Below are 24148 nucleotides of genomic sequence, written 5' to 3'. Positions count from 1 at the left end.
CGGCCGGCCCGGTAGAATGGCCGGCCCTGCTTGATGAATTACCGGCATGCCTGCTCCGCACGACGCTCCGTTGGAAACCCTGTTCCTTCCGTTCTCCAAGGCTGGCCTGCGCTGGCCGCAGGGGCCGGTCCTGTTCCTGCGCGCGCGCGATGGCTGGCCGCTGCGCGAGCACGCCGGCAGCACCCAGCTGGTCTGCGCACAGAGTTTCCGTCCGTTTGCCGAGGCCTTGCAGCGCAGCGGCTGGGAAGTGCGTGACGAACAGGCGCTGGAGCAGTCCGATGAGTGCTACGCGGTGGTGCTGGTGCTGCCGCCGCGTCAGCGTGACGAGGCCCGCGCACTGTTTGCGCAGGCGCTGAGCAAGCTGGCCCCGGGCGGCATCATCGTCGCCTGCCAGTCCAACAACGAAGGCGCGCGCTCCGGCGAAAGCGATCTGCAGCAGCTGGCCGGCCTGGGCGGCACGCTGACCAAGAACCATTGCCGCGCCTATTGGTCGCAGCCGGCCGAGGGCAAGCACGACGTCGCCCTGCACACGCGCTGGGCCGCACTGGATGCGCCGCGCAAGATCGTCGATGGGCGCTTCCTCAGCCGCCCCGGCGTGTTTGCCTGGGACCGCATCGATCCGGCCTCGGCCCTGCTGGTGGAGCAGCTGCCGGCCGACCTGGCCGGCCGTGGCGCCGATCTGGGCGCGGGTTGGGGCTATCTTTCGTCCGAAGTGCTGGCGCGTTGCCCCAAGGTCACCGCGCTGGATCTGTACGAAGCCGAGGCGCGCGCGCTGGCGCTGGCCCGTCACAACCTGGCCGACGCTGGTGCGCAGGTGAAGCTGGACTTCCGCTGGCAGGACGTCACCACCGGTATCGACGACCGCTACGACTTCATCGTTTCCAACCCGCCGTTCCACACCCCGGCACGCGAAGACCGGCCCGACATCGGCCGCCGCTTCATCGCCGTCGCCGCGCAGTCGCTGCGTGCGGGCGGGCAGTTGTTCATGGTCGCCAACCGCCACCTGCCGTACGAGCAGATCCTCACCGAGAGTTTCGGCCAAGTGCGTGTGGCCGCCGAGCGTGATGGCTTCAAGGTCATCGTCGGCACCCGGGGCCGTGCATGAAGCTGGTCAAGCACATCGCCAACCTGGGTTACGGCAGCCGCAAGCAGGTGCAGCAGCTGTTTCGCGAAGGCCGCGTCAGTGATGCGCAGGGCGAGGTGCTGTATGCCGATGACAAGGTGGAGCACGCCAACATCCGTATCGATGGCGAAGTGCTGGACCCGCCGCCGGGCCTGATCCTGATGCTGCACAAGCCGGCCGGCTACACCTGTTCCACCAAGGACCATGGCCGCCTGATCTATGAGCTGCTGCCGCCGCGTTTCCGCGACCGTGACCCGGTGCTGTCCAGCGTCGGCCGGCTCGATCGCGACACCTCAGGCATGTTGCTGATGACCGATGACGGCCAGCTGCTGCACCGGATCGTGTCGCCCAAGTCGAAGCTGGACAAGGTTTACGAGGCGCAGCTGGCGGAAGATCTGAGCGGCAGCGAAGCGGTGCAGTTCGGCAGTGGCACGCTGTTGCTGGAATCGGACGACAAGCCCTTGCTGCCGGCGGAGCTCGAGGTGCTTGGCCCGCGCGCCGCGCGCTTGACGCTGCACGAAGGTCGTTACCACCAGGTGCGGCGCATGTTTGCCGCAGTGGGCAACCACGTGCAGGCACTGCACCGCTTGCGTATTGGCGGGCTGGGCCTGGGCGATCTGGCCGAAGGCCAATGGCGTCAGCTGGATGCCGCCGATCTGGCCGTGCTGTTTGGAGAGCCCGCCTGATGGGATTGCTGGTCCGCCCGCAGGCCGTTGTGTTCGACATGGACGGCCTGATGCTGGACAGCGAGCGCGCGCTGATGGGCTGCCTGGAGCAGGTGGCGCAGCTGCAGGGGCACGTCCTGCCGCGCAGCCTGTTGCTGTCATTGATTGGTTCCTCCGATGCCACCACCCGGCAGAAGCTGGCCGATGTGCTGGGGCTGGAGCGCACCGATGCGCTGCTGGCCGAGTCCTACGCGCGTTACGCGGGCATCGTCGATGCCGGGGTGCCGTTGCGGCCGGGCATCATCGAGCTGCTGGAGTTGCTGCGCGAGCACGACATCCCGCGTGCGGTTGCCACCGCCACGCGCTCACCGCTGGCGCAGCGCAAGCTGGCGGCGGCGGGCCTGCTGCCGTATTTCCAGTTCGTTGCCACCAGCAGCGATGTGGCCCATTCCAAGCCGGCGCCGGACATCTACCTGCATGCCGCGCACGGGCTGGGCATCGCTCCGGCGCATTGCCTGGCGTTGGAAGACTCACCCACCGGCGTGCGCGCGGCATTGGCCGCCGGCATGACCACCATCCAGATTCCAGACCTGTTGGAACCGGACGAAGAAGTGCGTGGCTACGGTCACCACATCACCGCCTCGCTGCATGACGTGCGCGAACTGCTGCAGCAATGGCTGCCGGTAGGCGCAGCGTAACGCCTGACCGGTAGTGCCGAGCCATGCTCGGCAGAGGCATTACCAGCAATGCCGCAGCCAGGCGCTTCACCTGTAGTGCCGAGCCATGCTCGGCATGGGCGTTACCGGTAAAGCCTCATGCCGAGCATGGCTCGGCACTACAGGTCATCAATCAGGCGTTGCCTTCTCCACCGGCCAGCACGCGATGCCAGCCATCCACGCCCAGCTGGTCCAGCGTGGCGATATTGCGTTCGACAATCACGTCCGGGTCCGGGAACGCGGCTACCGCGCGCTCTACGCTGTCTTCGCGCAGCAGGTGCAGGGTGGGGTAGGGCGAGCGGTTGGTGTAATTGCTCACGTCATCCACGGCGGCACCGGCGAACTGGTACTGCGGATGAAAGCTGGCCACCTGCAGGATGCCCTGCAGATCCAGCGCTTCCACCGCGGCATCGGCGTTTTCGAGGAAATCGTTGTAGTCCAGGAAATCCTCCAGCACCTGCGGGTGGATGATCAACGTGGTGTCGGTCTGCTCGGCCGGGGTGTCGCGCAACAACACCAGTTCTTCGGCCAGCTGCTCCAGCAGTGCCTCCGGCGTGCTCGCATCGCTGAGCACGAAACGCACCTGCTGCTTGACGTACACCGCCTTTGCGAACGGGCACAGGTTCAAACCGATCACCGCCTTTTCCACCCAGTTGCGGGTGACGGCGATGGGATCGGTGGCGGTGTGTTCGTTCATGGCTGGCGCTCGCGCTGGCAGGGCAGGCGATTGTAGAGGGCATCCGGGCCCGCTGCCGCGCGGCTGTCATCGCGCTGACGTTCACTGTCCACAAACTGGACACGGCGCATTGTTGAAAACCCCATCGTTTCAGCGGCTTGCGGCGTTCTGGCCGTTGGCTAATAGGCAGCTGCCGGGCGCAGGTATTCAATGTCGGCACTGACCACGCAAGGAGTACGGCAATGGCAAAACAGGCGTTTCTTCCACCGGATTTGTGGCTGGGCAAGCAGTTTGACGGCCAGTGGCAAGCAGGTGGCACCACCCACGAGGTGATCGAGCCGGCCACCGGCAAGGTGCTGGGCAACATCGCGATGGCGGACCCGGCGCAGATCGCGCGCTCGTCTGCCGCTGCGGCCGCGGCACAACGCGACTGGGCCAACGCGCCCCATGAAACCCGCGCGCAGGTGCTGCGCCGTGCGGCGCAGCTTGCCGATGAATACGCGGCCGACATCATCGATTGGATCGTGCGCGAATCCGGCTCTACCCGGCTCAAGGCCGGCTTCGAGAACAAGGTGAGCACCAAGGCGCTGCACGAGGCGGCAGCGCTGCCCTCGCGCAGCGTGGGTGAACTGCTGCCGTCGGTACCGGGGCGGCTCAATCTTGCACGGCGCCGCCCGCTGGGTGTGGTGGGGGTGATTTCACCGTTCAATTTCCCCCTGTATCTGGCGATGCGCGCGGTGGCGCCGGCGCTGGCGCTGGGCAATGCGGTGGTGCTCAAGCCTGATCCGCGCACGGCGGTTTGTGGTGGCTTTGTCATTGCCCGCCTGTTCGAGCTGGCCGGCCTGCCGGCCGGGGTGCTGCATGTGTTGCCGGGTGATGGTGCCGCGGGCGCGGCGCTGACCAGCGATCCCAATATCGCGATGATCCAGTTCACCGGTTCCACCGCTGCCGGGCGCAAGGTCGGCGAGGCCGCAGGCCGGCATCTGAAGAAGGTGTCGCTGGAGCTGGGCGGCAAGAACGCGCTGATCGTGCTCGACGATGCGGACATTGATCTTGCCATCGCCAACACCACATGGGGCGTCTACCTGCACCAGGGTCAGATCTGCATGGCGACCGGCCGCGTGCTGGTCCAGCGCGGTATCTATGACCGCTTCCTGGAGAAACTCATCTCCAAGGCGCAATCGCTGACCGTCGGTGACCCGGCCGTTTCCGATGTCGCGCTGGGGCCGCTGATCAACGCCCAGCAGCGTGACCATGCCGCACGCGTGGTTGCCGAGGCCGCCGCCGCCGGCGCAACGCTGGAAACCGGCGGCACCTATCAGGATCTGTTCTTCGAGCCGACCGTGCTCAGCGATGTGAGCCCCGGCAACCCGGCCTTCCATGAGGAGATCTTCGCGCCGGTGGCGGTGGTGGTGCCGTTCGACAGCGACGCGGACGCGATCGCCCTGGCCAACGACACCGAGTACGGCTTGTCGATGGCCATCGTCTCCAGCAACGTCGGCCGTGCCTTGAAGCTGGGCGAACAGCTGCACACCGGCATTCTTCATATCAACGACCAGACCGTGAACGATGAGGTCATCAATCCCTTTGGGGGTGTCGGCGCATCGGGCAATGGCAGCAGCATCGGTGGCCCGGCCAACATCGAGGAATTCACCCAATGGCAATGGCTGAGCATCAAGGGCGAAGCCCCCGCCTATCCGCTGTGAACAGGAGAAAACCATGAGTGCATCTGCAGAACTGCGCGACATCACCGTGGCGGTGGTGCGCGAGAAGGAAAAACCCTTCACCATCGAACAGGCGCGCATCCGCGGGCCCAAGGATGACGAGGTGCTGGTGCGGGTGGTGGCCACCGGCCTGTGCCATACCGACCTGATCGTGCGTGACCAGTACTACCCGGTGCCGCTGCCGGCGGTGCTTGGCCATGAAGGCGCAGGTGTGATCGAAGCGGTGGGCCCGGCGGTCAAGGACCTGCGGGTGGGCGACCATGTGGTGCTCACCTACGGCGCCTGCGGCTACTGCAATCCCTGTAGCAGCGGCCACGGCGCGTACTGCAAGGATTTCTACGGCCTGAATTTCGGTGGCGGTGAACTGGACGGCAGTACCGCCATCCAGGACCCGCACGGCCATCCATTGCATGATCATTTCTTCGCTCAGTCCTCGTTCGCCACCTATGCGTTGAGCCGCGAGAACAATGCGATCAAGGTGCCCGAGGATGCGCCGATCGAATTGCTCGGTCCGCTTGGCTGCGGCATCCAGACCGGTGCCGGCGCGGTGATCAACTCGCTCAAGGTCGGCGCTGGCAGCAGCTTTGCATCCTATGGCGCGGGCGCGGTGGGCCTGAGCGCGGTGATGGCGGCGCGCGTGGCCGGCGCCACCACCATCATCGCCATCGACGTGGTGCCATCGCGGCTGGCGTTGGCCACCGAACTGGGCGCCACCCATGTGATCAACAGCCGCGAGGTGGATGTGGTCGAGGCGGTGCGCGGGATCACCGGCGGTGGCGCCGAGTACGCATTGGAGTCGACTGGCCGGCCGGAGGTGCTGGAACAGGGCATCGCGGCGCTGGCCGGGCTGGGCGTGATCGGCGTGGTCGGCGCGCCCAAGCTCGGCACCAAGGCCGAGTTCGACATCAACGACCTGCTGCTGGGCGGACGCAGCATCCGCGGCATCGTCGAAGGTGACAGTGTGCCGAAGGTGTTCATCCCGCAGCTGGTACAGCTGTACCAGCAAGGCCGCTTCCCGTTCGACAAACTGGTCAAGTTCTATCCACTGGAGCAGATCAACCAGGCCGCTGAAGACAGCACCAAGGGCATCACCTTGAAGCCCATTCTCAAGATCGGCTGATGGAACAAACCATCGCGGGCCATGCCGGCCCGCGATGGTTAACCAGTCAGCGGGCGCGGTGTAGGCTGGGGCCAGTCGTCTGGAGGATGCCCATGGCCACCACGCTCGTGCAACAGCAGCAACGCCTGGCTGCCGCGCGGCAACGTTTTGCCGAAGGCGGACGCCTGCCCGCACAGTTGCTGGCTCCGGCGCTGCTGCGCTCCTGGGAGCGGTCGCGGCAGGCCGGCATACGCCCGCAGCATGCGCCGGAATATGCGCCGTTGGGGCAACGCCAGCTGCGCCTGGACGACCCGGCCGATCGCCTGTTGGCGCGATGCGTGCGCCAGGACATGGATGATCTGTGGGCAGCCTTCGGCGGCCGCCGCTGGACCCTGCTATGCGTCAACCGCGAGGGCCTGATCATTGCCCAGCGCGAACATGGCCTGGCCGACGTGGCGATATTGCGGCCGATCCAGGTCGGGCGGCGGGTGCGCGAGATCGAGATCGGCACCACCGCGCCATCCTGTGCACTGGCCGAGGACGCGCCGGTACTGGTACGTGGCAACGAACACTACCTCGACGAATTTTCCCGGGTCTACTGCCTGAGCGTGCCGCTGCACGGCGTGGACGGTGAGGTGCTGGGTGCGCTGGACATCACCGGCATCGGCGAACGCGACAGCGAACTGCTGCGTGGTTATTTCCGGCAGGCGGCATTGTCCATCGAGAACCAGTTGATCCAGCAGCAGCGCAACTGCCATCTGTTGGCGCTGCAGCACGACGCACGCTGGCTGGGAACGCCGCTGCAGGGCGTGCTGGCGGTGGGCGAGGACGGCCAGCTGCGCGCCGCCAACAGCGTGGCGCGGCGCATCCTGCGCTTGCCGCGCAGCGGCACATTGCCATTGATGACGCTGGAAGGCCTGTTTGCCAATGCCAGCGTGCACCAGCGCCGTCGCCTGCTGCAGGCCGGTCCTGTGCATCGGGTGCAGCTGCACGCCGACAGCGCCGTGCAGGTGCAGTATCTGCGTGGGCCGGTGCATGCGCGTAGCAGTACCCGCGCGCTTGCGGTTGCAGCGGCGACAGCAACGGGATCGCTGCGGATGCAGGGCGTACACGCGGTCAGGGAAGCGGTCGCGGCGCATGCCGGCAACCTCAGCGCGGCGGCGCGCCAACTTGGCATCTCGCGCACCACGCTGTACCGCAAACTGCAGCAGGCCGGTTGAGCCTGCTGCAGCCAGGCTGCATCAATCGCGGAAGTTGTCGAACTGCAGCGGCTGTTCGAAGTCATCCTTCTTCAGCAGCGCCATCACTTCCTGCAGGTCATCACGCTTCTTGCCGTTCACGCGCAGCTTGTCGCCGTTGATCTGGGTGTCCACCTTGATCTTGGATTCCTTGATCTTGGCGGCGATCTGCTTGGCCAGCTTCTGCTCGATGCCCTGCTTGACCGTCACCTGCTGGCGCGCGCCACCCAGGTTGGTCTCGATGTCGCCGAACTCCATGCAGCGGAAATCGATGCTGCGCGCGGCCAGGCGCTGCTTGAGGATGTCGGCCATCTGCTTGAGCTGGAAATCGGTGGGCGCGGTAAGCTTGATCAGCTTCTCGCCGTCCTGCTCGAAACTCGCAGCCACACCCTTGAAATCGAAGCGCGTGGACAGCTCGCGGTTGGCCTGGTCGATGGCGTTGGTCAGCTCGTGCTTGTCAACTTCGGATACGACGTCAAAGGAAGGCATGGGGCCTGCTCCAATCAGAAAAACAGGCACCATTCTAGGCGATTGGTGGGCTGCGCATGGTGCACGGCGGCGGGCTGCTGCAGAGGCCGCGCCCGCGCTTGCTGCGTTCACCTGCGCTTTCGCGCCCGCTTCGCCTGTGTGCCGCGTGGCCTCCGTGTGGCGGCGGAGTCCGCTGCTGCGCGTGTAGCCGCAGCAGCGCCCGGTGGCGCTGCCATCCGCAAGAATCCTGACCACTGCAGCTGCCGCCATCAGGCGCGGTGCCGGCCCTGCTTACAAACCCAGGCGCAGTTTTACTTCAGCGGCGATCCGGGTGGTTTCGCGCAGGGGTTCAACCGGCTGCTGTGGATCGGCATCCAGTGCTGCCAGGCCATCCAGCAGGCGGCCGCGTTCGCGCAGGGCCTGCTGGAAGTGCGCCATCCGCGCCTGTGCGCGACCGCCCAGCAGCACGCCAACCGGCACGCGGGTGGCGCAGGCCTCCGACAGCAGGTTGACCGAATCCGGCGTGCAGACAATACGATCGGCCCAGCCCAGCAGCCCGGCATAGGGATTGGAGCCGTCGCCGCCATCGGCCCAGATCACCCCGGGCACGTCGTCGAAGGCATGCAGCAGGGCGGCCGTGACCGCGCGCGGGGTGCGCCGCGAGGTGGTGGCCAGCACGCTGCCGCCTTCGGCACGGATGCGCGCGGCCAGTTGCTGGAACAGGGGCTGGATCTCGTCTTCCTGCCAAGGCGCGTGATCGGTGGGGCCGCCGACCAGCAGCGCGGTGCGTGGCCCCGGCAGCTGTTCGAAGCTGGAGAACGCGGCCCGGCCCCAGGCCAGCCAGTCATCGCTGACCGGGTTGAGGCTGCCCAGCAGGGTAAGCACGTTGTCCGCCTGGAGGCGGTCGTGCTCCGGGACGACCAGCAGGTCCCAGTGGCGCGGTGCAATGCGCGGGTCGAGGATCTGCACGGTGCGGGTCCCGCGTTGGCCCAGCACCCGCAGGGCACCTGCAGCCTGCCTGCCACAGCCGATCGCCAGCCCCGGGGGGTTGCAGGCCAGCTGCGTGAACAGCGGACCAAACCCGCGTGCCGCACCCGGCAACAGGCGCGGCGCAAGCCAGCGCCAGGGCGCCTGGGGCTGCAGCTGCAGGCGCTGCTGGCCGCCCAGGCCCAGCGCGGACGCCAGCGCCACCGCCTGGCGCACGTTGCCGGCGCGGCCGTCGGTGATCGTCCAGGGGAGCGTCGATCGTTTCGCGTATGGCATTAATTCGTTTCAATAAGGCTGGGTGTTGCAACAGCCAGAGGGCTCTACACTGGGCTCTCTGATCGGCGGGTCATTGTCCGGGGGTTGTTGGGACAATGTCACGACCGTAGCCAATTCATCACGGAGTTTCCATGTCCGACATCTTCAACGATGCCGCGCTTGACCAGCTGTTCCGCACGGCCCGCACCCACAATGCATTCCAGGACCGCCCGGTCGAGGACAGCCAGCTGCGTGCCCTGTACGACCTGTTGAAGTGGGCGCCCACGTCCGCCAACACCAGCCCGGCGCGCTTCGTGTTCGTCAAATCGGCCGAAGCCAAGCAGAAGCTGGCGCCGGCGCTGTCCGAAGGCAACCTGGCCAAGACCCTGGCCGCGCCGGTCACCGCGATCATCGGGTTTGATCTGGATTTCCACGAAAAGCTGCCGTACCTGTTCCCGCACACCGACGCCAAGGCCTGGTTCGACGGCCCGCGCGAAGGCCGCCACGAGGCCGCGTTCCGCAACGGCAGCCTGCAGGGCGCCTACCTGATCCTGGCCGCGCGCGCGCTGGGGCTGGATGCCGGCCCGATGTCGGGTTTCGATCCGGCCAAGGTGGATGAAGCGTTTTTTGCCGGCACCACCATCAAGTCCAATTTCCTCGTCAACCTGGGCTATGGCGACCCGTCCGGCATCTTCCCCCGGCTGCCGCGCCTTTCCTTCGATGAAGCCGCGCGCATTGCCTGAGTACCGAAGTGTTGCACGCGGCGCCCGTCACATCGGCTGACGCCGTGCTTGTTGAAACTGATCGCGTTCCGTCTATCACCTCCAAGGAGAGACCCATGTCCACCCTGTCCAAGCTGCTGCTCCCGCTGGCCCTTGCTGCTGCCATCACCGCCTGCTCCAAGCCGGCTGACACCGCCACCCCGGCTGCCGCCCCGGCCGAAACCGCTGCTGCTCCGGCCGACGCCGCTGCCGCCGCGCCGGCTGCTCCGGAAGCCGCTGCGATCCAGATCGCAGCGGGTACCTACAAGCTCGACCCAAGCCACACCGACGTGCTGGTGCAGTGGAACCACATGGGTTTCTCCAACCCGACCGCACACTTCGGCAATGCTGACGGCACCCTGGTGTACGACGCTGCCGATGTCGGCAAGTCGAGCGTGGAAGTGACCCTGCCGCTGTCGGGCCTGAACAGCTTCACCGCCAAGTTCGACGAGCACCTGCGCAGCGCTGATTTCTTCGACGCCGCCAAGTTCCCGACCGCCACCTTCAAGAGCACCAAGGTGGAAGCGGCCGGCACCAACAAGCTGACCGTGACCGGCGACCTGACCGTCAAGGGCGTGACCAAGCCGGTGGTGCTGGACGTGACCGTCAACGGCGCCGGCGAGCACCCGATGATGAAGGTGCCGTCGGTGGGCTTTGATGCCACCACCACCATCAAGCGCAGCGACTTCGGCATCGGCGCCTACGCCCCGGCCGTGAGCGACGACGTCAAGATCCGCATCACCACCGAAGCCTCGATCCCGAAGACCGAGGAAGCTGCCGCCAAGTAATCGCAGCCGCGGTTTCTTCGCAACAGGCAATAAACGCAAAGGCCCGCCATTGGCGGGTCTTTGTTGTTCTGGCTTTCTGGCTTTCTGGCTGTTTGGCTCATTGTGGGAGCGGCGTAAGCCGCGAAGCAGATACACCGTCAGCTGGCACAGGTTCCAACGGCTTCAGCAACATCAGCTTCGCGGCTTACGCCACTCCTACAAATGAGCGCTCAACCAATCCGCGCTGGCATCCCGGCAAGCCGCATATGCCTGATCAGCTCCCGCAGGTAGTTGCCTGCAAAGCACCACAGCGCGTCGCCAACAGGTTTCAGTACGCGCCTGCCCCAGCGCTGATGGATATGCCGTGCGTAGGGCAGCAGCACATCCGAAAAGATCACCATCAACTGTGCGGAGAAAAGCGCCAGCAACACTTCCAGCCCCAGCGCATCCAGCACAGGCACCAACGTAGCCAGTTCCGGGTTGGAAACGATGCACAGAATCACGACGGTGGTAAGCAAGGCGGCCGCGCGGCCGCGCCAGTTGCTGGTTTTCATGGAGGCATCATAAGCGCCGTTGGAACACTTGCGCTTCAATGCAGCAAGGTAGCCCGGGTAAGGGCAGCGCACCCGGGGAACGATGCTCCAGGATTGCGGCTCTGCTGCAAAAGCCCCCAATGTGCTGTGCGCCCCAGGGTTACGGCAATCCAGCGTTCTGGTGAAAAGGCCTGATGGTTCTTGTAGGAGCGGCGTAAGCCGCGAAGCAGACACACCATCAGCTGACACGGGTTCCAATGGCTTCAGCAATATCAGCTTCGCGGTTTACACCGCTCCCACAAGGGCAGTAGCCCGGGTAAGCGCAGCGCACCCGGGGAACGATGCTCGGCAGGATTGCGGCTGTGCTGAAAAAGCCGCCAATGTGCTGTGCGTCCCAGGGTTACGGCAATCCAGCGTTCTGGTGAAATGGCCTGATGTTTCTTGTGGGAGCGGCGTAAGCCGCGAAGCAGATACATCGTCAGCTGGGACGGGTTCCAACGGCTTCAGCAACATCAGCTTCGCGGTTTACACCGCTCCCACAAGGGCAGTAGCCCGGGTAAGCGCAGCGCACCCGGGGAATGATGCTCGGCAGGTATTGCCGCTCTGCTCCAAAGCCCCGGGCGCGCTGCGCTTATCCGGGCTACCACAGCGGGACAGGTGCCGATTCACCGATTCGAGCAGGCATCGATTGCCCGGGGCAACTTCCGCATCGGTTCGTCAGCTTGCCTGCGCTCGCGTCCATTACGCGGCGGCGGCTCGCCCGCAGCAACGATGTCCTCACGGGCTGGGGGCGTGGCCGCGTCTTCTGCCAGCTGCTTGGCCAACGCGACATTGGTGATGTGGCCATGCATGAACAGCAGATCGGTATAGATGCTCATTGCCCTGCTCCGTCTTGAGAGGGACTGAGGTTAGTTCCGCGCTATAGTCCGCAAAAGCGAGCATTCCTCAAGCAAGGGTTGAGCATTATTAAAGGCATATGAGCGGGCCACCCCTCCAGTTCCTGCACGGCTTCGTGCTTGCCGCACGCATGGGCAACATGTCGCGTGCGGCCGAAGCGATGAACGTCACTGTCAGCGCGCTCAGCCATCAGATGCGGCAGCTGGAGCAGCGGCTTGGCTACCCATTGTTGCTGCGGCAGGCGCGTGGCGTTGAAGCCACGCCGGAAGGGCGGCGCCTGCTCGATCAGGTCGGGCCGCACCTGGATGCCATCAACGAGGCGTTCCGCCCCTTCCAGGCACGGCGTGATTGCGTGTTGTCGGTCAGCGCGGTGCCGACCATGGCCTCGGCATGGCTGGTGCCGCGCCTGGGTCGCTTCGTGGCGGCGCATCCGCAGATTGAGATCAATCTGCAATCCAACCAGCTGTTGATCGATTTCGAACGGCAACTGCAGTTTGATGGGGCGATGCGTATCGGCGATGGTCGCTGGCCGGGAGTGATCGCAGAACCCTTGATCGACGAGTGGCTGGTGCCAATGGCCAGCCCGGCACTGGTGCAACGCATGGGCGGCATCGGCGCGAAGCCGCTGGCGGAATGGCCGCTGCTGGGTGACCCGGATGGCGAATGGGACCGCTGGTTCGCATTGACCGGTTCAAAAGCGCCCAAGCGCTACGTTGCGATCTTTGATGACTCCGAATCACACCACCGTGCTGCCCTGGAGGGCGTTGGCGTAGCACTCGGGCGGGTGACACGCGCACAACTGCTGCTGCAGTCAGGCCAGTTGCAGTTGCTGTCCGATCACCGTCTGAAGACGGCGTGGTCGCACTGGCTGGTCTATCCCGAACGATCGAAGAGCCATGCTGGCTTTCAGGCATTCCGGCAATGGCTGCATGCGGAAGCGGCCGAATACCGGGTGATGATGGGTGAGCAGCAACAGTGAGCCGCGCGTCGGCGCCTGCAATCGCAGCCTGACGCGAGCGACTCGCACGCCTACCTGATCCACGGTGCCAGAACACGCAGGCGCTGCGGCCGCGACGACAAGGTGAACGCCACCAACAATGCGCCACCGCTCAGGGCCATGACCCATACCAGCACTGCCATCGTTGCGTGATCGACGGCCAGGCACAGCAGCAGCGCGGCGCCGATGCTGCAGCCGCCCAGGATGCGCAGCAGGCGCAGGACGGCGGGCGAGGGCTGGTATTGCCATACCTGCGCGGCATGCACCTGCATCGACAGCGCCAGCCAGGCCATGCCGCAGAAGCTGAGCAACAGCGCGGCTGTGAGCATCAGATTGGCGGAGAGTGACTCATGCATGGGCGTTCTCATTCTGGCTGTGGCTCAGCTGCCTGGCGTGCGCGCGCTGGCCGAGCTTGCGCCCGGCAATAATCGCCACGGCTGCCGTGCCGAGCAGGAACAGGTCGATGCCGGCTACCGGCCAGTAACCCTGCGACAACGTCCGCAGCAGGTGGTCGCCGGTGGTGATCCAGTTCAGTGCAACCGCCGCCACCGCCAATACCGCGATGGCCCAGGTCTGCTCGCGCCACGCCGGGTTGCTCAGGCCGCGCGCCACCGGCGCGCCGCGTATGCCGGCATGCACCAGCGCCAGCGCCCACACTGCCCAGAACGCATAACGCTCCCAGTCACCCCGGCCGGGCAGCGCGTCGGGTAGCAGGCGGTTGGCAATCAGGATGCCGAGCGTGGCCAATACCATGCCAGTCACCGTGGTCACCGCCAGCGCATCCACGATGCGCGCGCCCTGGCTGCCTTGCTGTGCGTGCTGGCGCTTGCGCTTCTCGACGAAGAAGACGAAGCCGGTGGCAATGCACACAGCCCCGGCCAGGCCGCCGAACACGTAAAGCCAGCGCAGCAGCCAATGGCGGAAGTGCTGCAGGTGCAGGCCGGTGAGGAACTCGCTCATGCGTGCCACCGGCGTTGCAGCCGGGTCCTCGCGGATCAATTTGCCGTCGGCGGCATTGAAGTGGATGCCATCGCCAACCAGCGCGATGCGGTCGGTGCCGGCGCGATAGACACTGACGTAGCCGTTGGCATCGCCCACGTGTTGCAGCACCAGGAAGCCAACGTCACCGGCCTTGTCATTGGCCTGCCAGCGCTGTTGTGCCTGCGCGACCATCGCATCGACCGATGCCAGCCCTGCGGCAACCCTGGCGCGCTGGTGTGGCAGGCCGGTTTCCTGTGCCTCGGTCCGCTCGTGCAGGTCATGCAGATCGTGCAGCTGGGTGTGGCCGACCGGGAAATAATAGGTACCGGCAAAGATCAGCAGGCCGGTGAGCGCGAAGAAGAAGTGGAACGGCAATGCCACCACGCCGGTGAGGTTGTGCAGGTCCAGCACGCTGCGCAGCCGCGCCTTGCCAGGGCGGAAGGTGAAGAATTCACGGAACAGCTTGCGGTGCATCACCACGCCGCTGATCAGTGCGGCCAGCATCATCAACGCGGAGAAGCCGACGATCCAGATGCCCAGGTTTTTCCAGTCCAGGGTCAGCCCATAGTGCAGCGGGAAGAAAAAGCCGCTGCCGATCTTCAGGCGGTCGTCGGGCAGCACGCTGCCATCGCGTGGATCGATGGTGGCGTAAGCCCAGATGAGTTCTTCCGGGTCCTTGGCGTTGGGTACCTGGTAGCCGGCATACAGGGCCAGGACCGGATCGCGGTGGGTGGTGTAGGCGCTCCAGCTGGCGACCTTGTCGAAGTGCTCCGGCATCGGCCCGTTGACGCGTGGGCGCATCGCGTCGATGGCTTGCTTGTTCGGCTGCATGCGCTCGAAGGCAGGCCGCAGCCCCTTTTCGAAGGACGGCATCGGTTGCGGCTCGATGCGGGTTGCCGGGATCGCCCAACGGTCGATTTCCCGATCGAAGACGGACAAGGCGCCGAAGAAGAACGCTGCCATCAGCACGAAGCCGAGCACCAGACCGAACCAGGTATGCAGCCACGCCATGGCTTGCCGGAAACTATTGAACATGGGTTTCTCCGTTCACACCAGCAGGGTTTGCACGAGGGAGGCCAGGCCCGCCATCAGCAGACCGCCACCCAGCAATACGATGCCCACCCGCAACAGTTGCCTGCTTGCGATGCTCCACAGGAACACCAGCACATAGGCGAGCAGGCCGATGAAGGCACCAAGGAACTCGGCATCGTGGAAATCCAGTTTGGCCGCGAACAACAGGCAGGTCGCCAACGCCACCGTGCCCCAGGCAAAGACGTAGCCGCCGAGCATGGCCATCAGCACGCGCAGCATGATCTGCAGGCGACGTGAGCGGGATGGAGCGGCGAGGGTGGAGGGTTGGGACATGGTGTGGGGTGGTCTCGGGTATCGATGAAGGACGGAGCGTTGCTTGAAGCTCCTCTCCCTGCGGGAGAGGGGTTGGGGAGAGGGCGAGGTTGGCCGTGAAGTGCAACCCCTCTCCCGCCCGTTGGGCACCCTCTCCCGCAAGGGGAGAGGGGATGGAGCAAAAGCCAAAGCAAAAGCCAAACAGCAAAAGCCAAACAGCAAAAGCCAAACAGCAAAAGCCAAACAGCAAAAGCAAACCTACGGCCTTGCTGCCATCAGCCTCACTCAGAACCGCCAGTCAAAGCTCAACTGGTAGTTGCGCGGCGCACCGTAGTAGCCAATCTGATACAGACTGTTGATGTACTTCTGATCGGTGAGATTGTTGATGTTGGCGCGCACCGTCGCGTTGGGCAGTACATCCCAGGCGATGAAGGCATTGAGCACCGCGTAGCTGCCCTGGCGGACCACCATGTTGGTGTAACTCTCCTTGGTGGAGGTATCGCTCTGCCACCGGCCACCCAGGCCGAACGACAGCGCTTCATAAGCTGGCAGGCGTGAGGTCAGCATCAGGTTTGCGGTGCGGCGCGGCACCCAGGTATAGGTGCTGCCGCCGTCCTGGTTGCTCATCTTCAACTGTGTATAGCCCAGTACCAGGCTGGTGTTGTCGCTGAGCTTGCCGGTGGCTTCGAACTCGACGCCCTTGGACTCCACGTCAACGCCGTAATACCAGTAGTTGGCGGTGGCGAAGTCATAGCCGCCATAGGTGGACAGGTTTTCCTGTTTGGCCTTGAACACGGCCAGCGTGGTCAGCAGGCGCTGGTCCAGCCATTCGGCCTTGACGCCGACTTCGTAGTTCACGCCCTTGGTCGGGTCCAGGTAGACATGCTTGATGTCGTATTGGTCCTGCGGCTGGTAGATGTCGGAGTAGCTGACATAACCCAGCACGCTGTCGTTAAAGTCCCAGGTCAGGCCGGCGTACGGGCTGACGTTGTCCTCGGTCTGGCTGAAGGCGACGCCGTTGTTGCCGTCGCGGTGATACTCGGCCCAGTTGACGCCGACCACGGCCTTGAGCCGATCGGTAAAGCTCAAGCGGGTGGCGCCGTAACCGCGCTTCAGGCGCTGGTTGGTCCAGCTGGCCCTGGTGCGCGCGCCCCATTGCGGTTCGGTGACGACATTGCCTGCATACGGGAATGCCGGCAATGCACCGAACGAGGGATCGTTGCCATCCACCGGGTGGTCCCAGGTGGTCTCCGCGCTCTTGGCGATGCTGAAGCCGAACATGGCTTCCTGCTCGCGTCCGAACAACTGGAAGCGGCCGTTTACGGTGATGTCGCCCAGATGCGAGCTGCCTTCGTCGATGCCCTTGTACGCCCAACCCACCAGGCCTTCGCCGGTAAGCGGATCCAGGCCGGTAGTGGTGTAGGCGAAGAACAGCTGGTCATCGCTGCCGAGCTTGCGGTAGTTGTACGACGCCTTGACCTGCCAATCCGCGCCGAGCTGGTGGGTGTATTCGGCGAACGCGGTTTCGGTTTTGGTATCCCAGTACGTCCAATCCTGGGTAGTGGACGCGCTGCGCCGCCATGAGGCCTGGCTGCCGTCGGCATTGACGAAGGTCAGTGCGCCCCACATGTTCTGGTCGCTGTTGGCCTTCTGCCACGAATAGCCTAGGGTCAAGGTGCCTTTGTCACCTATCTGGCCATCGACCACGCCGTACAGGAAGTTGCGATCAGTGTTGAAGCCGCGCAGATAGGAGTCGCCGTCTTCGTGCGCGGCCACCACCCGCCCGGCCCAGCGGCCGTCGTCGGTGAACGGGGTGGCGTAGTCCACCTCAACGCGGCGCTTGCCCCAGGAACCCACGCTCACCCCCAGCTGACCCTTGGCCTCGTTGGTGGGGCGCTTGCGCACGTAGTTGATGGTGCCCGAGGCATTGCCAACGCCGGTGAGCAGGCCATTGGCGCCGCGGATCATTTCCAGCTTCTCGTAGCCATAGGCGTCCATCGCACCGGTGACGATGCCCCAGTCGTTGGGCAGGCCGACGCCGTCGATCTGGGTGTTCTTGATGTCAAAGCCGCGCGCCACGTAGTTGGTGCGATTGGTTTCCCATTCCTCCACCTGGATGCCGGTGGCTAGGCGCAGCGCATCGTTGAGGTTGTCGATGCCGAACTGCTGCATCTGTTCGCCACTGACCACGCTGATCGACTGCGGGGTTTCCTTGATGTCCAGGTCCAGGTTGGTAGCGCCATTGCTGACCCGGTTGGCACGTTGGGACACCACCCGCACCGTATCCAGTTGGGTAGCGGTGTCATTTTCCACGTCGGAAGCCCCGGCAGTAGCAGCCTGTGGCGCTGCCAGTGCGGTGCCACAGCTGCCGGCCAGCACCAGGCAGATGGCGGCTTGCAGGCGGCGGCCGGTGAGCCGGGACGGGAAGGAGACACCTGCGGCAATGGCCGGGCGAGGGGAGGTGCGGTTGTGGTGCATGAGTGGGCCTGAACGGAAGAAAGCAGGAGGACTAGCCACGTGCGAGGCGTTGCCCGCTTCCGGTGCGGGGCATGAATGCGCTGGGGCGGGCGGCAATGTTAGTGCGAAATTAAATGCGAATGATTTGCATTTTGCAACTGTTCCCTGAGTCAGCCAGCGCCGCATGGGGCGTTTCGCTCGGTTCAGGCGGGCTGCGGCTGGCGTGGTTTGCTCAGGGGTAGGTCGACCCGGATCCGTCGCTGGGGCGATCAAGGCGTCTGCAGCGCATTGTCAGCGCCCGCAGCACCAAAGCCCCTCTCCCTTCACGGGAGAGGGGTTGGGGAGAGGGCGACGAGATCAGCGCTGCCGGCTGCCGCAGGTATTCCGCCCGGCCCGAGACCCCCACAGCGCGTGCCCAGCTCAAGCCACGGGCAGGAAGCGCGTCACCTTGTGCTTGAGCAGCTGCACCAACACCGGGTCCATATAGTCGTAGTCATCCGGGATATCCAGGCAGATCACCCGCTTGCCATCCAGGTGCGCGCGGAACTTCTTCGACAACTTGTTGCGATGCGCTTTTTCCATCACGAAGATCAGGTCTGCCCAGCGCAGCAGTTCGGGTGATACCGGCGTGCTGGCATCGTTGCCCAGCCCGGCCGATTGGGTCTCGATGCCGGGCCAGTCGGCGAATACCTGCTCGCCGGTCGGGCTGCGCAGGCGATTCTGGCTGCAGATGAAAAGGACGTTGCGCGGCATGGTGGCTCTGGCTCAGGTTTGGCGATTGATCAGGCATGCGGCGCTGAGCGTTCGCCTTGCCGGGGATGCATCAGCGGCGGAGTGAACACGGCGACACCAAGCAACGGCCAGCCGAAAAAAAGAACCCGGAAAAGCAGCGATCCGTTTGTTGTCCCGATCAGCAGCAGTGACACCACGCAGCCGCAACTGAAGCCGATCCAGACCAAGGTCTTGTTGAAGGCCAATGGGTTGCTGCTCAACGCAGCATGGGCGTGCCATAGCGCGATGATGCCCAGCCAGCCGCCGGCAATGCACAGCAAGACCTGGACGGCGTCAGCCACATGCTCGCCAGCCTGGAACGACTCCAGTGCGAACATCACACCGGGCACGCTATAGAACAGCGCCACCAGCATGGTCGGCACAATGACCCCGATGCCAACGAGTTGGGCCAGCACGCGGGTTCGCATCTGAGTGCTCATGCGCGGGCAGCCTCTGCTGTTGGCGACGTTTCTGTGGGCATCATCGGCGGTGCACCAGCACGCTCAGGCATCGTGCTCAGCGCGGCTGCGGCTCGACGACCACGGCGGTGCCGTAGCACAGCACCTCGGTGAGCCCGGTCATCAACTCGGTGGCGTCGTAGCGCACGCCGATGATTGCGTTGGCGCCCAGCTGCCGTGCATGGGCCACCATGTCGCGGTAGGTTTCATCGCGGGCCTGCTCGCACAGCTCGGTGTAGATGGTGATGTTGCCGCCGAAAATGGTCTGCAGCCCACCCAGGAAGTTGCCCACGATGGAGCGCGAACGCACGGTGATGCCGCGTACCAGGCCGAGGTTGCGCACGGCGTGATAACCCGGCAGTTCCAGCGCGGTGGTGATCATCGAATCGTTGAGAACAGCGGCCGTTGACGAGCGCGGTGAGGACGAGTTGTACGGGTCGGTCATGGATGGGCCTGGGCAGATGATGGAGTGATGAAGGCGGAGTATGGCGCAATGCTTTTACGCAGGTGCCACGGCAGCGTTCTGCGTCCAGACCTGCCCTGAAAGGGCTGAGTGAAAAGCCGAACAAAAGGCAGCCCGGGTAAGCGCAGCGCACCCGGGGGTGTTGGCATGCATTCGGCAACATCATCGGCCAGCTGCTTCCCGGGTGCGCTGCACTTACCCGGGCTACGGTGACGCGGCCTGCTGAGCCCAAAGAACCAACATGTAGTGCCGAGCCATGCTAGGCAGGGCTATTAACCGTCTCTACCCCGCAACTACGGAGATGAAGACTCCCCAACCAGTTCACGCAGCTCGCCTACCCTACTGATGTTCAACTGCATCGGGCAGAACGAATACATCGGTGAACCCACGTAGGAGCCGGCAAGCTGGCAGTGCAGGTCGCGGTAGACCAGCCAGGCCTTCTGGGCGCGCTCCAGTTGTTCGGCATCCTCCGCGTTCTCGGCCAGCAGCCGGCTGTAAAGCGCGCGGTACAGGCGGGTCATCTCGGCCTTGGCGCTTGCAGAAGCTGCGCTGGAGCACGCATCGACCGTACCGTTGTTGATGCCGCCGGCTTCTGCAAGGCAGTCGTTGTAGACCTGCTGATGATCCGGCCGCGCCGGCGACTCGGCCCAAGCGAGGGTTGGTGACAGCAGCAGGGCGATAGTCAACGCGCGGATCATGTAAACCTTGGTGTCAGGAAGTTGCAGCGGCGTCCGCCTTGGTGATCGCCAGCCTGCAGGCTCAACGACGGGTGAGCTCCTGCCCATCGACGGTCATTTTCCAGCTGCCATCTACCTGGTGCGGCGGCACCGATACCACGAAGCGGGTGGTCAACGGCCCAACCCCAGCGATGAAGTCATTGCCTTCATAGGCCTTGATCGGCGCATCCAGGGACGTGCTTTTCGAAGGGCTTGGCTGGTGCTTGTAGACAACCCGGCCGCTGGCATCGATGAGCAGCGATGTAGTCTCCGACTCCCAGGTGCCGATATAGGCCTGCTTGTCCGCTGGCACCGCCTTGCCGCAGGCCGCCAGCAGACAGGCGAGCAACACACCCAACGCGATGCGTGCGCTTAGCCGAAGTTTCGAAGGCCGTTGCGTGTTCGCGCATGCGGTGAGTATTGAATGATTGGTGCGCATCCCGAAATCCTTTCTGTGGGCGTGGCCAGCGGGGACGACAGGCCGACGCTGATTGGATGATTGAAGCGGTATCACTCTGCCAACGAATGCTGCCGCCGGCAAGCCGGCGCCGTCCGGAAATAGCGGCCAATCTGTGGGCCCATGGCGAGCTGCGGTCATCAACGGCTTGCTTGGAACGCGTACGGCGGCCTTGCGCAAGCCGGTACGATACCCAACCTATTCCACCGCGGAGAACGCGGCGTGATAGGCGACCGTCCCCTCGGGCAGAGCGCCGTCAAACGAAAGGGCCTGGAAATACTCGGCTGGCACGCCCGGCAGCACCAGCGAAGGCGTCGCTTCGAACCCAAACCGTCGGTAATAAGCCGGATCACCCAATACCACGCAGCCTGTCGCGCCGTGCCGGCGAAGCAGATCAAGCGCAGACTTCACCAGCTGCGTGCCAATGCCTTGGCCATGCAGTAACGGAATTACCGACACCGGGCCCAAGCCATACCAGCCAACGTGGGCATCGTTGATGGTGACCGGCGATGCAGCGACATGGCCAACAATGACACCGGCGCGTTCGGCAACCAGGGAAACGCTGAGCTGTCCTTCGCGACGCAGCGCGGCCACGATGAACTGCTCGGTGTGGCTGCTGTGTGCGGCGTCTGCAAACGCGGCGATGGTCACTGCTTCAATGGCAGCGCCGTCATCGGCGGTTTCAGGGCGGATCTGCAGGTTCATGCTTGTCTGGTTTGGATGGCTGTGGACGAATGATGCACGCAAACAGATGACGGCTCGAAAGTGACGGGCAATCAAGATCGATGTGCGAACGAATCCTGAAAGCGTGCACGACGATGAAGGAATGCCGTGCGGAAAGGTTTGATGTTGTGTCAGCAGGTTTGATCGGGAGCAACGCTGCGCGCTTGAACGCAGCGGAAACATCATCTGCAACTCAACGTCACTATCGGCTCAAGGTACGCCGGCAGCGTGCCTTGCGCATCCATTGTCGCGAGCGCATCAAAGCGGGGAATGCGCGCATTGGCGTCGGCTGCGAGCAAGACCTTGTAGGCCTTGAGCATGCTGCGCATGCCGGCGAGCTGGGAGGGCTGCAGCGCGCCCTTCTGCGAGGGATTGGCCACCTGGAAGGCCGCACTGCCAAAAATGAACTGTGCCAACAGCTCGGGGCCATTTGCTATGCCCTTGCCGGGTATCGGTGCCAACACATCCGGGCAGACGTAATCCACCGCGTCGGTGGTGCTGTCCTCCCACTCAAGCAGCAAGGCGCGGATGCTGGTTGCCTCCGGATGCCTTGGCTGTGCTTCCAGCAGAGCGGTCAGGCCGACTACCTGGGCGCTGTCGACCTTCAGTGCCGGCTTGCCTTGGGCGAGGGCCGCGAAGGACAGGGCAAGCGCGAGCGCGAGGATCAATGTTCTGTTGAGGAAGCGGCTCACGGACTCTCCTGCACGGGTAGGCAAGGCAGCGGCGACATCGGGAGCGGGTGCTGACTCTCGACGGCTTAGGTCAGGCCGCGAACCACGCCGCGCCAGCGTACATCAACGGCAGGCGGCGTTGACCTGCTGGTCCAGGTTGCCGCGCATATCAGCGCTTGCCTGCGCGCCGGCGGCGCCCAGCGCTGCAGTGCGCTGGGCCCTGGCGCTATCGCATTTCTCGTTGGCCGCTGTGGTCGTGTAGCGGACCTGCACACGCTGCTGGCCCGGACCGGCCGGTGCAGCGGAGATGGCCTGGGTTGGGTTGGAAGACGAGGGCGTGGCATACCGACGCAGCGAAGTTTCGCCTTCGCTGCAGGGGATGGACTGGTAGCTGGTCTCACCCTGTGGGCCGGTGCATTTGTACACCGCTTGGGCCTGCGCCGAGGGCAGCGCAACGCAGGCAAGGATGGGTGCGAGGGCGAGCAGACAGGCCTTTGTCATCGAAGCTCCCTGAATAAATATGAATAGGCGAAAAGGGGGCTGATTATGGCGGCTTCGGCGGCGCGAATCCGGAACGGGCGCAGCGTTTCAGGGCAAAAGTGGCACCCGGCCAGATCAAGGTGTCTGCGATGAGCTCAAGGAAGCGGGCGAAGGCTCACCAGGGCTGCGACGGCTTCATGGCGGGCACGCGCTTGCGGAATTTGCTGCAGGCCAGGAGCAGGATCAGCGCGAAGCAGACGAGGAAAGGAGGCAGGTAGAGTCCCATGCCGGTCGATCCCACCCCCATGATCGACAGATGAAGATCGTCCCGCCACTCCATCTGCATGATCGTGAGAACGAGCCCGGTGATGGTGGGAAGCGGAATCCCGCCGTGGCCGGCCAAAAACAAGGTGGGAGCAAACGACGCGATCAGTGTCGAAAGCAGCACGCGATACAGGATCGGCCAGTCGACAAAGCGCGCCCGAAATTTGAACAGCGCAATGGCTGCGAGCAGCACCAGCAATGTCATCAGGAGGGGGACGGCGAGGAGTTCAAACATGCAAGGTACCGAAGCGTCGAGGCTGGGCGACGTGCATCGCCAACGGAGTGCCGCTGACCGAGGTCAGCAGCAAGCTTGTATCTGATGATTGAGTGGCGGGCTGTGAACCCTGCTCAGCACTGGAAGCCAAGCACCAGCTCGGAGTTATCGGCGCTGCTGCGGTCCAGATCACTGCGCCGCTCCAACGGCTGCGTGCAACCGCGCGGCTTGATGTACTCGCTGGCCATCTCCACCAATTCGGCGGCCTCAAGCGGCTGCTTGTCCTTGCTGCGGACATGGATGTAGTACGGCTGTTGGAACATCACGATATAGGTATCCAACGCATAGCTGCGACCGGCATGCTCCAACTCGGCATGGTTCTCGTCGACCTTCACCCAGCCGCGCTCAATCAGTTTGCTCTGCGCAGCCATGCCGGGCACTGCAAGCAGAGACGCTACGACGAGGGTGGTGATGATGATTCCTTTCATGGATGACTCTTCTGTTGAGGGTTTGATGTGGGTTTAGCGAGTTTACTGCCCCGGTGTGTTGATCTCATCTGCCAAGACGCCGCGGAGTGGGAGAGCGTTGGCGCGAGTGCTACGGCTCTCGATGCTGGGGTCATGCGGCACGCAGTAGCCGGCAAGCCCATTATTGCGGCTGATGAAGGTTTCGCCGAGCGAGCGGGAGATGCCTTTCAGATGACGAGTGCTTGCCATGCGCGCTTCAAGGTCGGCGCTGGACCAGATCGCAATCTGTGGATTGCTTGAGCACGGTCAGGCCGCACCTCTTGCTGCCTCCAGGGCCAAGGGAAGGTAGTGCGCCAGCTTCTTGGTGTTGATGTCCTCTGCCGAGTGTAGCTTGATATGTCGGCGCCCTTTGCCTGCGCCTTCAAGGTGGCCCAACGAGTCCGGGATCCTGGCGCCGTTGCTGAACTCGACCGAGACGTGGTGCTTATAGGCAAAGACCCCGCAGAACGGCTGCCCTGAGCTGAACATAATGCCGCCGTATTTGACCTCCTCGGTCACTGCCGGGATGGTTTGCTTTACAAGCGCGCGGACAGGTTCGAGCAAAGAGAATTGCTCGTCGCCAAGCAGGCGGACGTCATCCAGGAGCTCTTGAATGGATTTTTTAGCCATGACGTTGGGGGTCAGCTCCAGAACTGGGCCTGCCGATGAGGCAGGCT

31 protein-coding genes are annotated in these 24148 nt (G+C 64.3%); 10 read left to right on the top strand and 21 right to left on the bottom strand.

The features are described 5' to 3' along the window. The first annotated feature begins 46 nt into the window (after positions 1-46). Genes BCV67_RS07190 through BCV67_RS07180 form a run of 3 tightly spaced genes read left to right on the top strand, consistent with a single transcriptional unit; the run spans position 47 to position 2486 of the window. Positions 47-1105: a class I SAM-dependent methyltransferase gene (locus BCV67_RS07190; RefSeq protein WP_062167145.1), complete on the top strand. Its 1059-nt coding sequence runs from the start codon at positions 47-49 to the stop codon at positions 1103-1105. After that, entirely contained in the window at positions 1102-1809 is a 708-nt protein-coding gene (locus BCV67_RS07185) for a pseudouridine synthase (RefSeq protein WP_062167143.1), read from the top strand. The genes BCV67_RS07190 and BCV67_RS07185 overlap by 4 nt, the downstream gene beginning before the upstream one ends. Further along, positions 1809-2486 (top strand): HAD family hydrolase, encoded by a 678-nt coding sequence (locus BCV67_RS07180; protein ID WP_062167141.1) that lies wholly within the window; start codon positions 1809-1811, stop codon positions 2484-2486. Before BCV67_RS07185 ends, BCV67_RS07180 begins: the two co-directional genes overlap by 1 nt. Positions 2487-2637: 151 nt before the next feature. Here the strand turns inward: BCV67_RS07180 and BCV67_RS07175 are convergent, their stop codons facing one another. Continuing rightward, positions 2638-3201: a DUF1415 domain-containing protein gene (locus tag BCV67_RS07175; RefSeq protein ID WP_062167139.1), complete on the bottom strand. Its 564-nt coding sequence runs from the start codon at positions 3199-3201 to the stop codon at positions 2638-2640. A gap of 221 nt (positions 3202-3422) precedes the next feature. Here BCV67_RS07175 and BCV67_RS07170 point away from each other — a divergent pair, with 221 nt between their 5' ends. The 3 genes from BCV67_RS07170 (at position 3423) to BCV67_RS07160 (ending at position 7223) form a co-directional block, all read left to right on the top strand. Continuing rightward, positions 3423-4886 (top strand): benzaldehyde dehydrogenase, encoded by a 1464-nt coding sequence (locus BCV67_RS07170; protein WP_062167137.1) that lies wholly within the window; start codon positions 3423-3425, stop codon positions 4884-4886. Positions 4887-4899: 13 nt separating this feature from the next. Continuing rightward, positions 4900-6024 (top strand): NAD(P)-dependent alcohol dehydrogenase, encoded by a 1125-nt coding sequence (locus BCV67_RS07165; protein WP_062167135.1) that lies wholly within the window; start codon positions 4900-4902, stop codon positions 6022-6024. 92 nt (positions 6025-6116) lie between these two features. Beyond that, positions 6117-7223, top strand: a complete 1107-nt coding sequence (locus BCV67_RS07160) for a helix-turn-helix domain-containing protein (protein WP_062167133.1) — start codon at positions 6117-6119, stop codon at positions 7221-7223. A gap of 21 nt (positions 7224-7244) precedes the next feature. Here BCV67_RS07160 and BCV67_RS07155 read toward each other — a convergent pair whose 3' ends face one another. Together BCV67_RS07155 and BCV67_RS07150 are read right to left on the bottom strand one after the other, a co-directional pair. Further along, on the bottom strand, positions 7245-7730 hold the full coding sequence (locus tag BCV67_RS07155; protein WP_057626773.1) for a YajQ family cyclic di-GMP-binding protein: 486 nt from the start codon (positions 7728-7730) through the stop codon (positions 7245-7247). 270 nt (positions 7731-8000) lie between these two features. Next, complete coding sequence (locus tag BCV67_RS07150) at positions 8001-8972, bottom strand: mitochondrial fission ELM1 family protein (RefSeq protein WP_062167131.1); 972 nt, start codon at positions 8970-8972, stop codon at positions 8001-8003. 131 nt (positions 8973-9103) lie between these two features. Between BCV67_RS07150 and BCV67_RS07145 the strand changes: the two genes are divergently transcribed. Beyond that, positions 9104-9694, top strand: coding sequence for a malonic semialdehyde reductase (locus BCV67_RS07145; RefSeq protein WP_062167129.1), 591 nt, complete (start codon positions 9104-9106; stop codon positions 9692-9694). 95 nt (positions 9695-9789) lie between these two features. Then, complete coding sequence (locus BCV67_RS07140; protein WP_082746521.1) at positions 9790-10500, top strand: YceI family protein; 711 nt, start codon at positions 9790-9792, stop codon at positions 10498-10500. Positions 10501-10709: 209 nt separating this feature from the next. Here the strand turns inward: BCV67_RS07140 and BCV67_RS07135 are convergent, their stop codons facing one another. Next, positions 10710-11282, bottom strand: coding sequence for a hypothetical protein (locus BCV67_RS07135; RefSeq protein WP_172837730.1), 573 nt, complete (start codon positions 11280-11282; stop codon positions 10710-10712). A 395-nt stretch (positions 11283-11677) separates the two neighbouring features. Continuing rightward, on the bottom strand, positions 11678-11890 hold the full coding sequence (locus BCV67_RS07130; protein WP_062167125.1) for a hypothetical protein: 213 nt from the start codon (positions 11888-11890) through the stop codon (positions 11678-11680). A 98-nt stretch (positions 11891-11988) separates the two neighbouring features. Here BCV67_RS07130 and BCV67_RS07125 point away from each other — a divergent pair, with 98 nt between their 5' ends. After that, positions 11989-12888, top strand: a complete 900-nt coding sequence (locus BCV67_RS07125; protein ID WP_062167122.1) for a LysR substrate-binding domain-containing protein — start codon at positions 11989-11991, stop codon at positions 12886-12888. Positions 12889-12938: 50 nt separating this feature from the next. Here BCV67_RS07125 and BCV67_RS07120 read toward each other — a convergent pair whose 3' ends face one another. The 3 genes from BCV67_RS07120 to BCV67_RS07110 are packed head-to-tail and all read right to left on the bottom strand — an operon-like array spanning position 12939 to position 15252. Then, a complete protein-coding gene (locus BCV67_RS07120; protein ID WP_062167120.1) occupies positions 12939-13262 on the bottom strand; it encodes a DUF3325 domain-containing protein in 324 nt (107 codons plus the stop codon). Further along, complete coding sequence (locus BCV67_RS07115; protein WP_062167118.1) at positions 13255-14922, bottom strand: PepSY-associated TM helix domain-containing protein; 1668 nt, start codon at positions 14920-14922, stop codon at positions 13255-13257. Before BCV67_RS07115 ends, BCV67_RS07120 begins: the two co-directional genes overlap by 8 nt. A 12-nt stretch (positions 14923-14934) precedes the next feature. After that, a complete protein-coding gene (locus BCV67_RS07110) occupies positions 14935-15252 on the bottom strand; it encodes a hypothetical protein (RefSeq protein WP_062167115.1) in 318 nt (105 codons plus the stop codon). A 43-nt stretch (positions 15253-15295) separates the two neighbouring features. On the opposite strand from BCV67_RS07110, the gene BCV67_RS19995 reads away from it, so the two are divergent. Continuing rightward, a complete protein-coding gene (locus tag BCV67_RS19995; RefSeq protein WP_156455786.1) occupies positions 15296-15547 on the top strand; it encodes a hypothetical protein in 252 nt (83 codons plus the stop codon). On the opposite strand, the gene BCV67_RS07105 is transcribed toward BCV67_RS19995, so the two are convergent. The 13 genes from BCV67_RS07105 to BCV67_RS07045 form a co-directional block, all read right to left on the bottom strand. Next, positions 15517-17709, bottom strand: coding sequence for a TonB-dependent siderophore receptor (locus BCV67_RS07105; protein WP_082746520.1), 2193 nt, complete (start codon positions 17707-17709; stop codon positions 15517-15519). The genes BCV67_RS19995 and BCV67_RS07105 overlap by 31 nt on opposite strands. Before the next feature lie 399 nt (positions 17710-18108). Further along, a complete protein-coding gene (locus tag BCV67_RS07100) occupies positions 18109-18441 on the bottom strand; it encodes a low molecular weight protein tyrosine phosphatase family protein (protein WP_062167113.1) in 333 nt (110 codons plus the stop codon). 29 nt (positions 18442-18470) lie between these two features. Further along, positions 18471-18833, bottom strand: coding sequence for a hypothetical protein (locus BCV67_RS07095; RefSeq protein ID WP_156455785.1), 363 nt, complete (start codon positions 18831-18833; stop codon positions 18471-18473). Between the two features lie 142 nt (positions 18834-18975). Next, on the bottom strand, positions 18976-19362 hold the full coding sequence (locus tag BCV67_RS07090; RefSeq protein WP_062167109.1) for a YbjQ family protein: 387 nt from the start codon (positions 19360-19362) through the stop codon (positions 18976-18978). A gap of 311 nt (positions 19363-19673) precedes the next feature. Next, entirely contained in the window at positions 19674-20078 is a 405-nt protein-coding gene (locus BCV67_RS07085; protein ID WP_062167107.1) for a lysozyme inhibitor LprI family protein, read from the bottom strand. A 61-nt stretch (positions 20079-20139) separates the two neighbouring features. Next, the gene (locus tag BCV67_RS07080; RefSeq protein ID WP_231732465.1) at positions 20140-20448 is read right to left on the bottom strand and encodes a hypothetical protein; all 309 of its coding nucleotides are present in this window, start codon (positions 20446-20448) and stop codon (positions 20140-20142) included. A gap of 303 nt (positions 20449-20751) precedes the next feature. After that, positions 20752-21258, bottom strand: a complete 507-nt coding sequence (locus BCV67_RS07075) for a GNAT family N-acetyltransferase (RefSeq protein ID WP_062167104.1) — start codon at positions 21256-21258, stop codon at positions 20752-20754. Between the two features lie 200 nt (positions 21259-21458). Further along, the gene (locus BCV67_RS07070) at positions 21459-21968 is read right to left on the bottom strand and encodes a hypothetical protein (RefSeq protein WP_156455784.1); all 510 of its coding nucleotides are present in this window, start codon (positions 21966-21968) and stop codon (positions 21459-21461) included. 102 nt (positions 21969-22070) lie between these two features. Beyond that, positions 22071-22448 (bottom strand): DUF4124 domain-containing protein, encoded by a 378-nt coding sequence (locus BCV67_RS07065; RefSeq protein ID WP_062167100.1) that lies wholly within the window; start codon positions 22446-22448, stop codon positions 22071-22073. Between the two features lie 154 nt (positions 22449-22602). Next, positions 22603-22986, bottom strand: a complete 384-nt coding sequence (locus BCV67_RS07060) for a hypothetical protein (RefSeq protein WP_062167098.1) — start codon at positions 22984-22986, stop codon at positions 22603-22605. A gap of 113 nt (positions 22987-23099) precedes the next feature. After that, on the bottom strand, positions 23100-23453 hold the full coding sequence (locus tag BCV67_RS07055; RefSeq protein ID WP_062167096.1) for a hypothetical protein: 354 nt from the start codon (positions 23451-23453) through the stop codon (positions 23100-23102). A gap of 42 nt (positions 23454-23495) precedes the next feature. Then, positions 23496-23681, bottom strand: coding sequence for a hypothetical protein (locus BCV67_RS07050; RefSeq protein WP_065868068.1), 186 nt, complete (start codon positions 23679-23681; stop codon positions 23496-23498). 57 nt (positions 23682-23738) lie between these two features. Continuing rightward, entirely contained in the window at positions 23739-24101 is a 363-nt protein-coding gene (locus BCV67_RS07045) for a DUF1801 domain-containing protein (RefSeq protein ID WP_062167094.1), read from the bottom strand. Positions 24102-24148 lie beyond the last annotated feature (47 nt).

The organism is Stenotrophomonas nitritireducens (genome assembly GCF_001700965.1).
In the GTDB taxonomy this organism is placed as follows: domain Bacteria; phylum Pseudomonadota; class Gammaproteobacteria; order Xanthomonadales; family Xanthomonadaceae; genus Stenotrophomonas; species Stenotrophomonas nitritireducens_A.
Note: the sequence above shows the minus strand (reverse complement) of the source record. Positions and strands in the feature narration are given on the sequence as shown.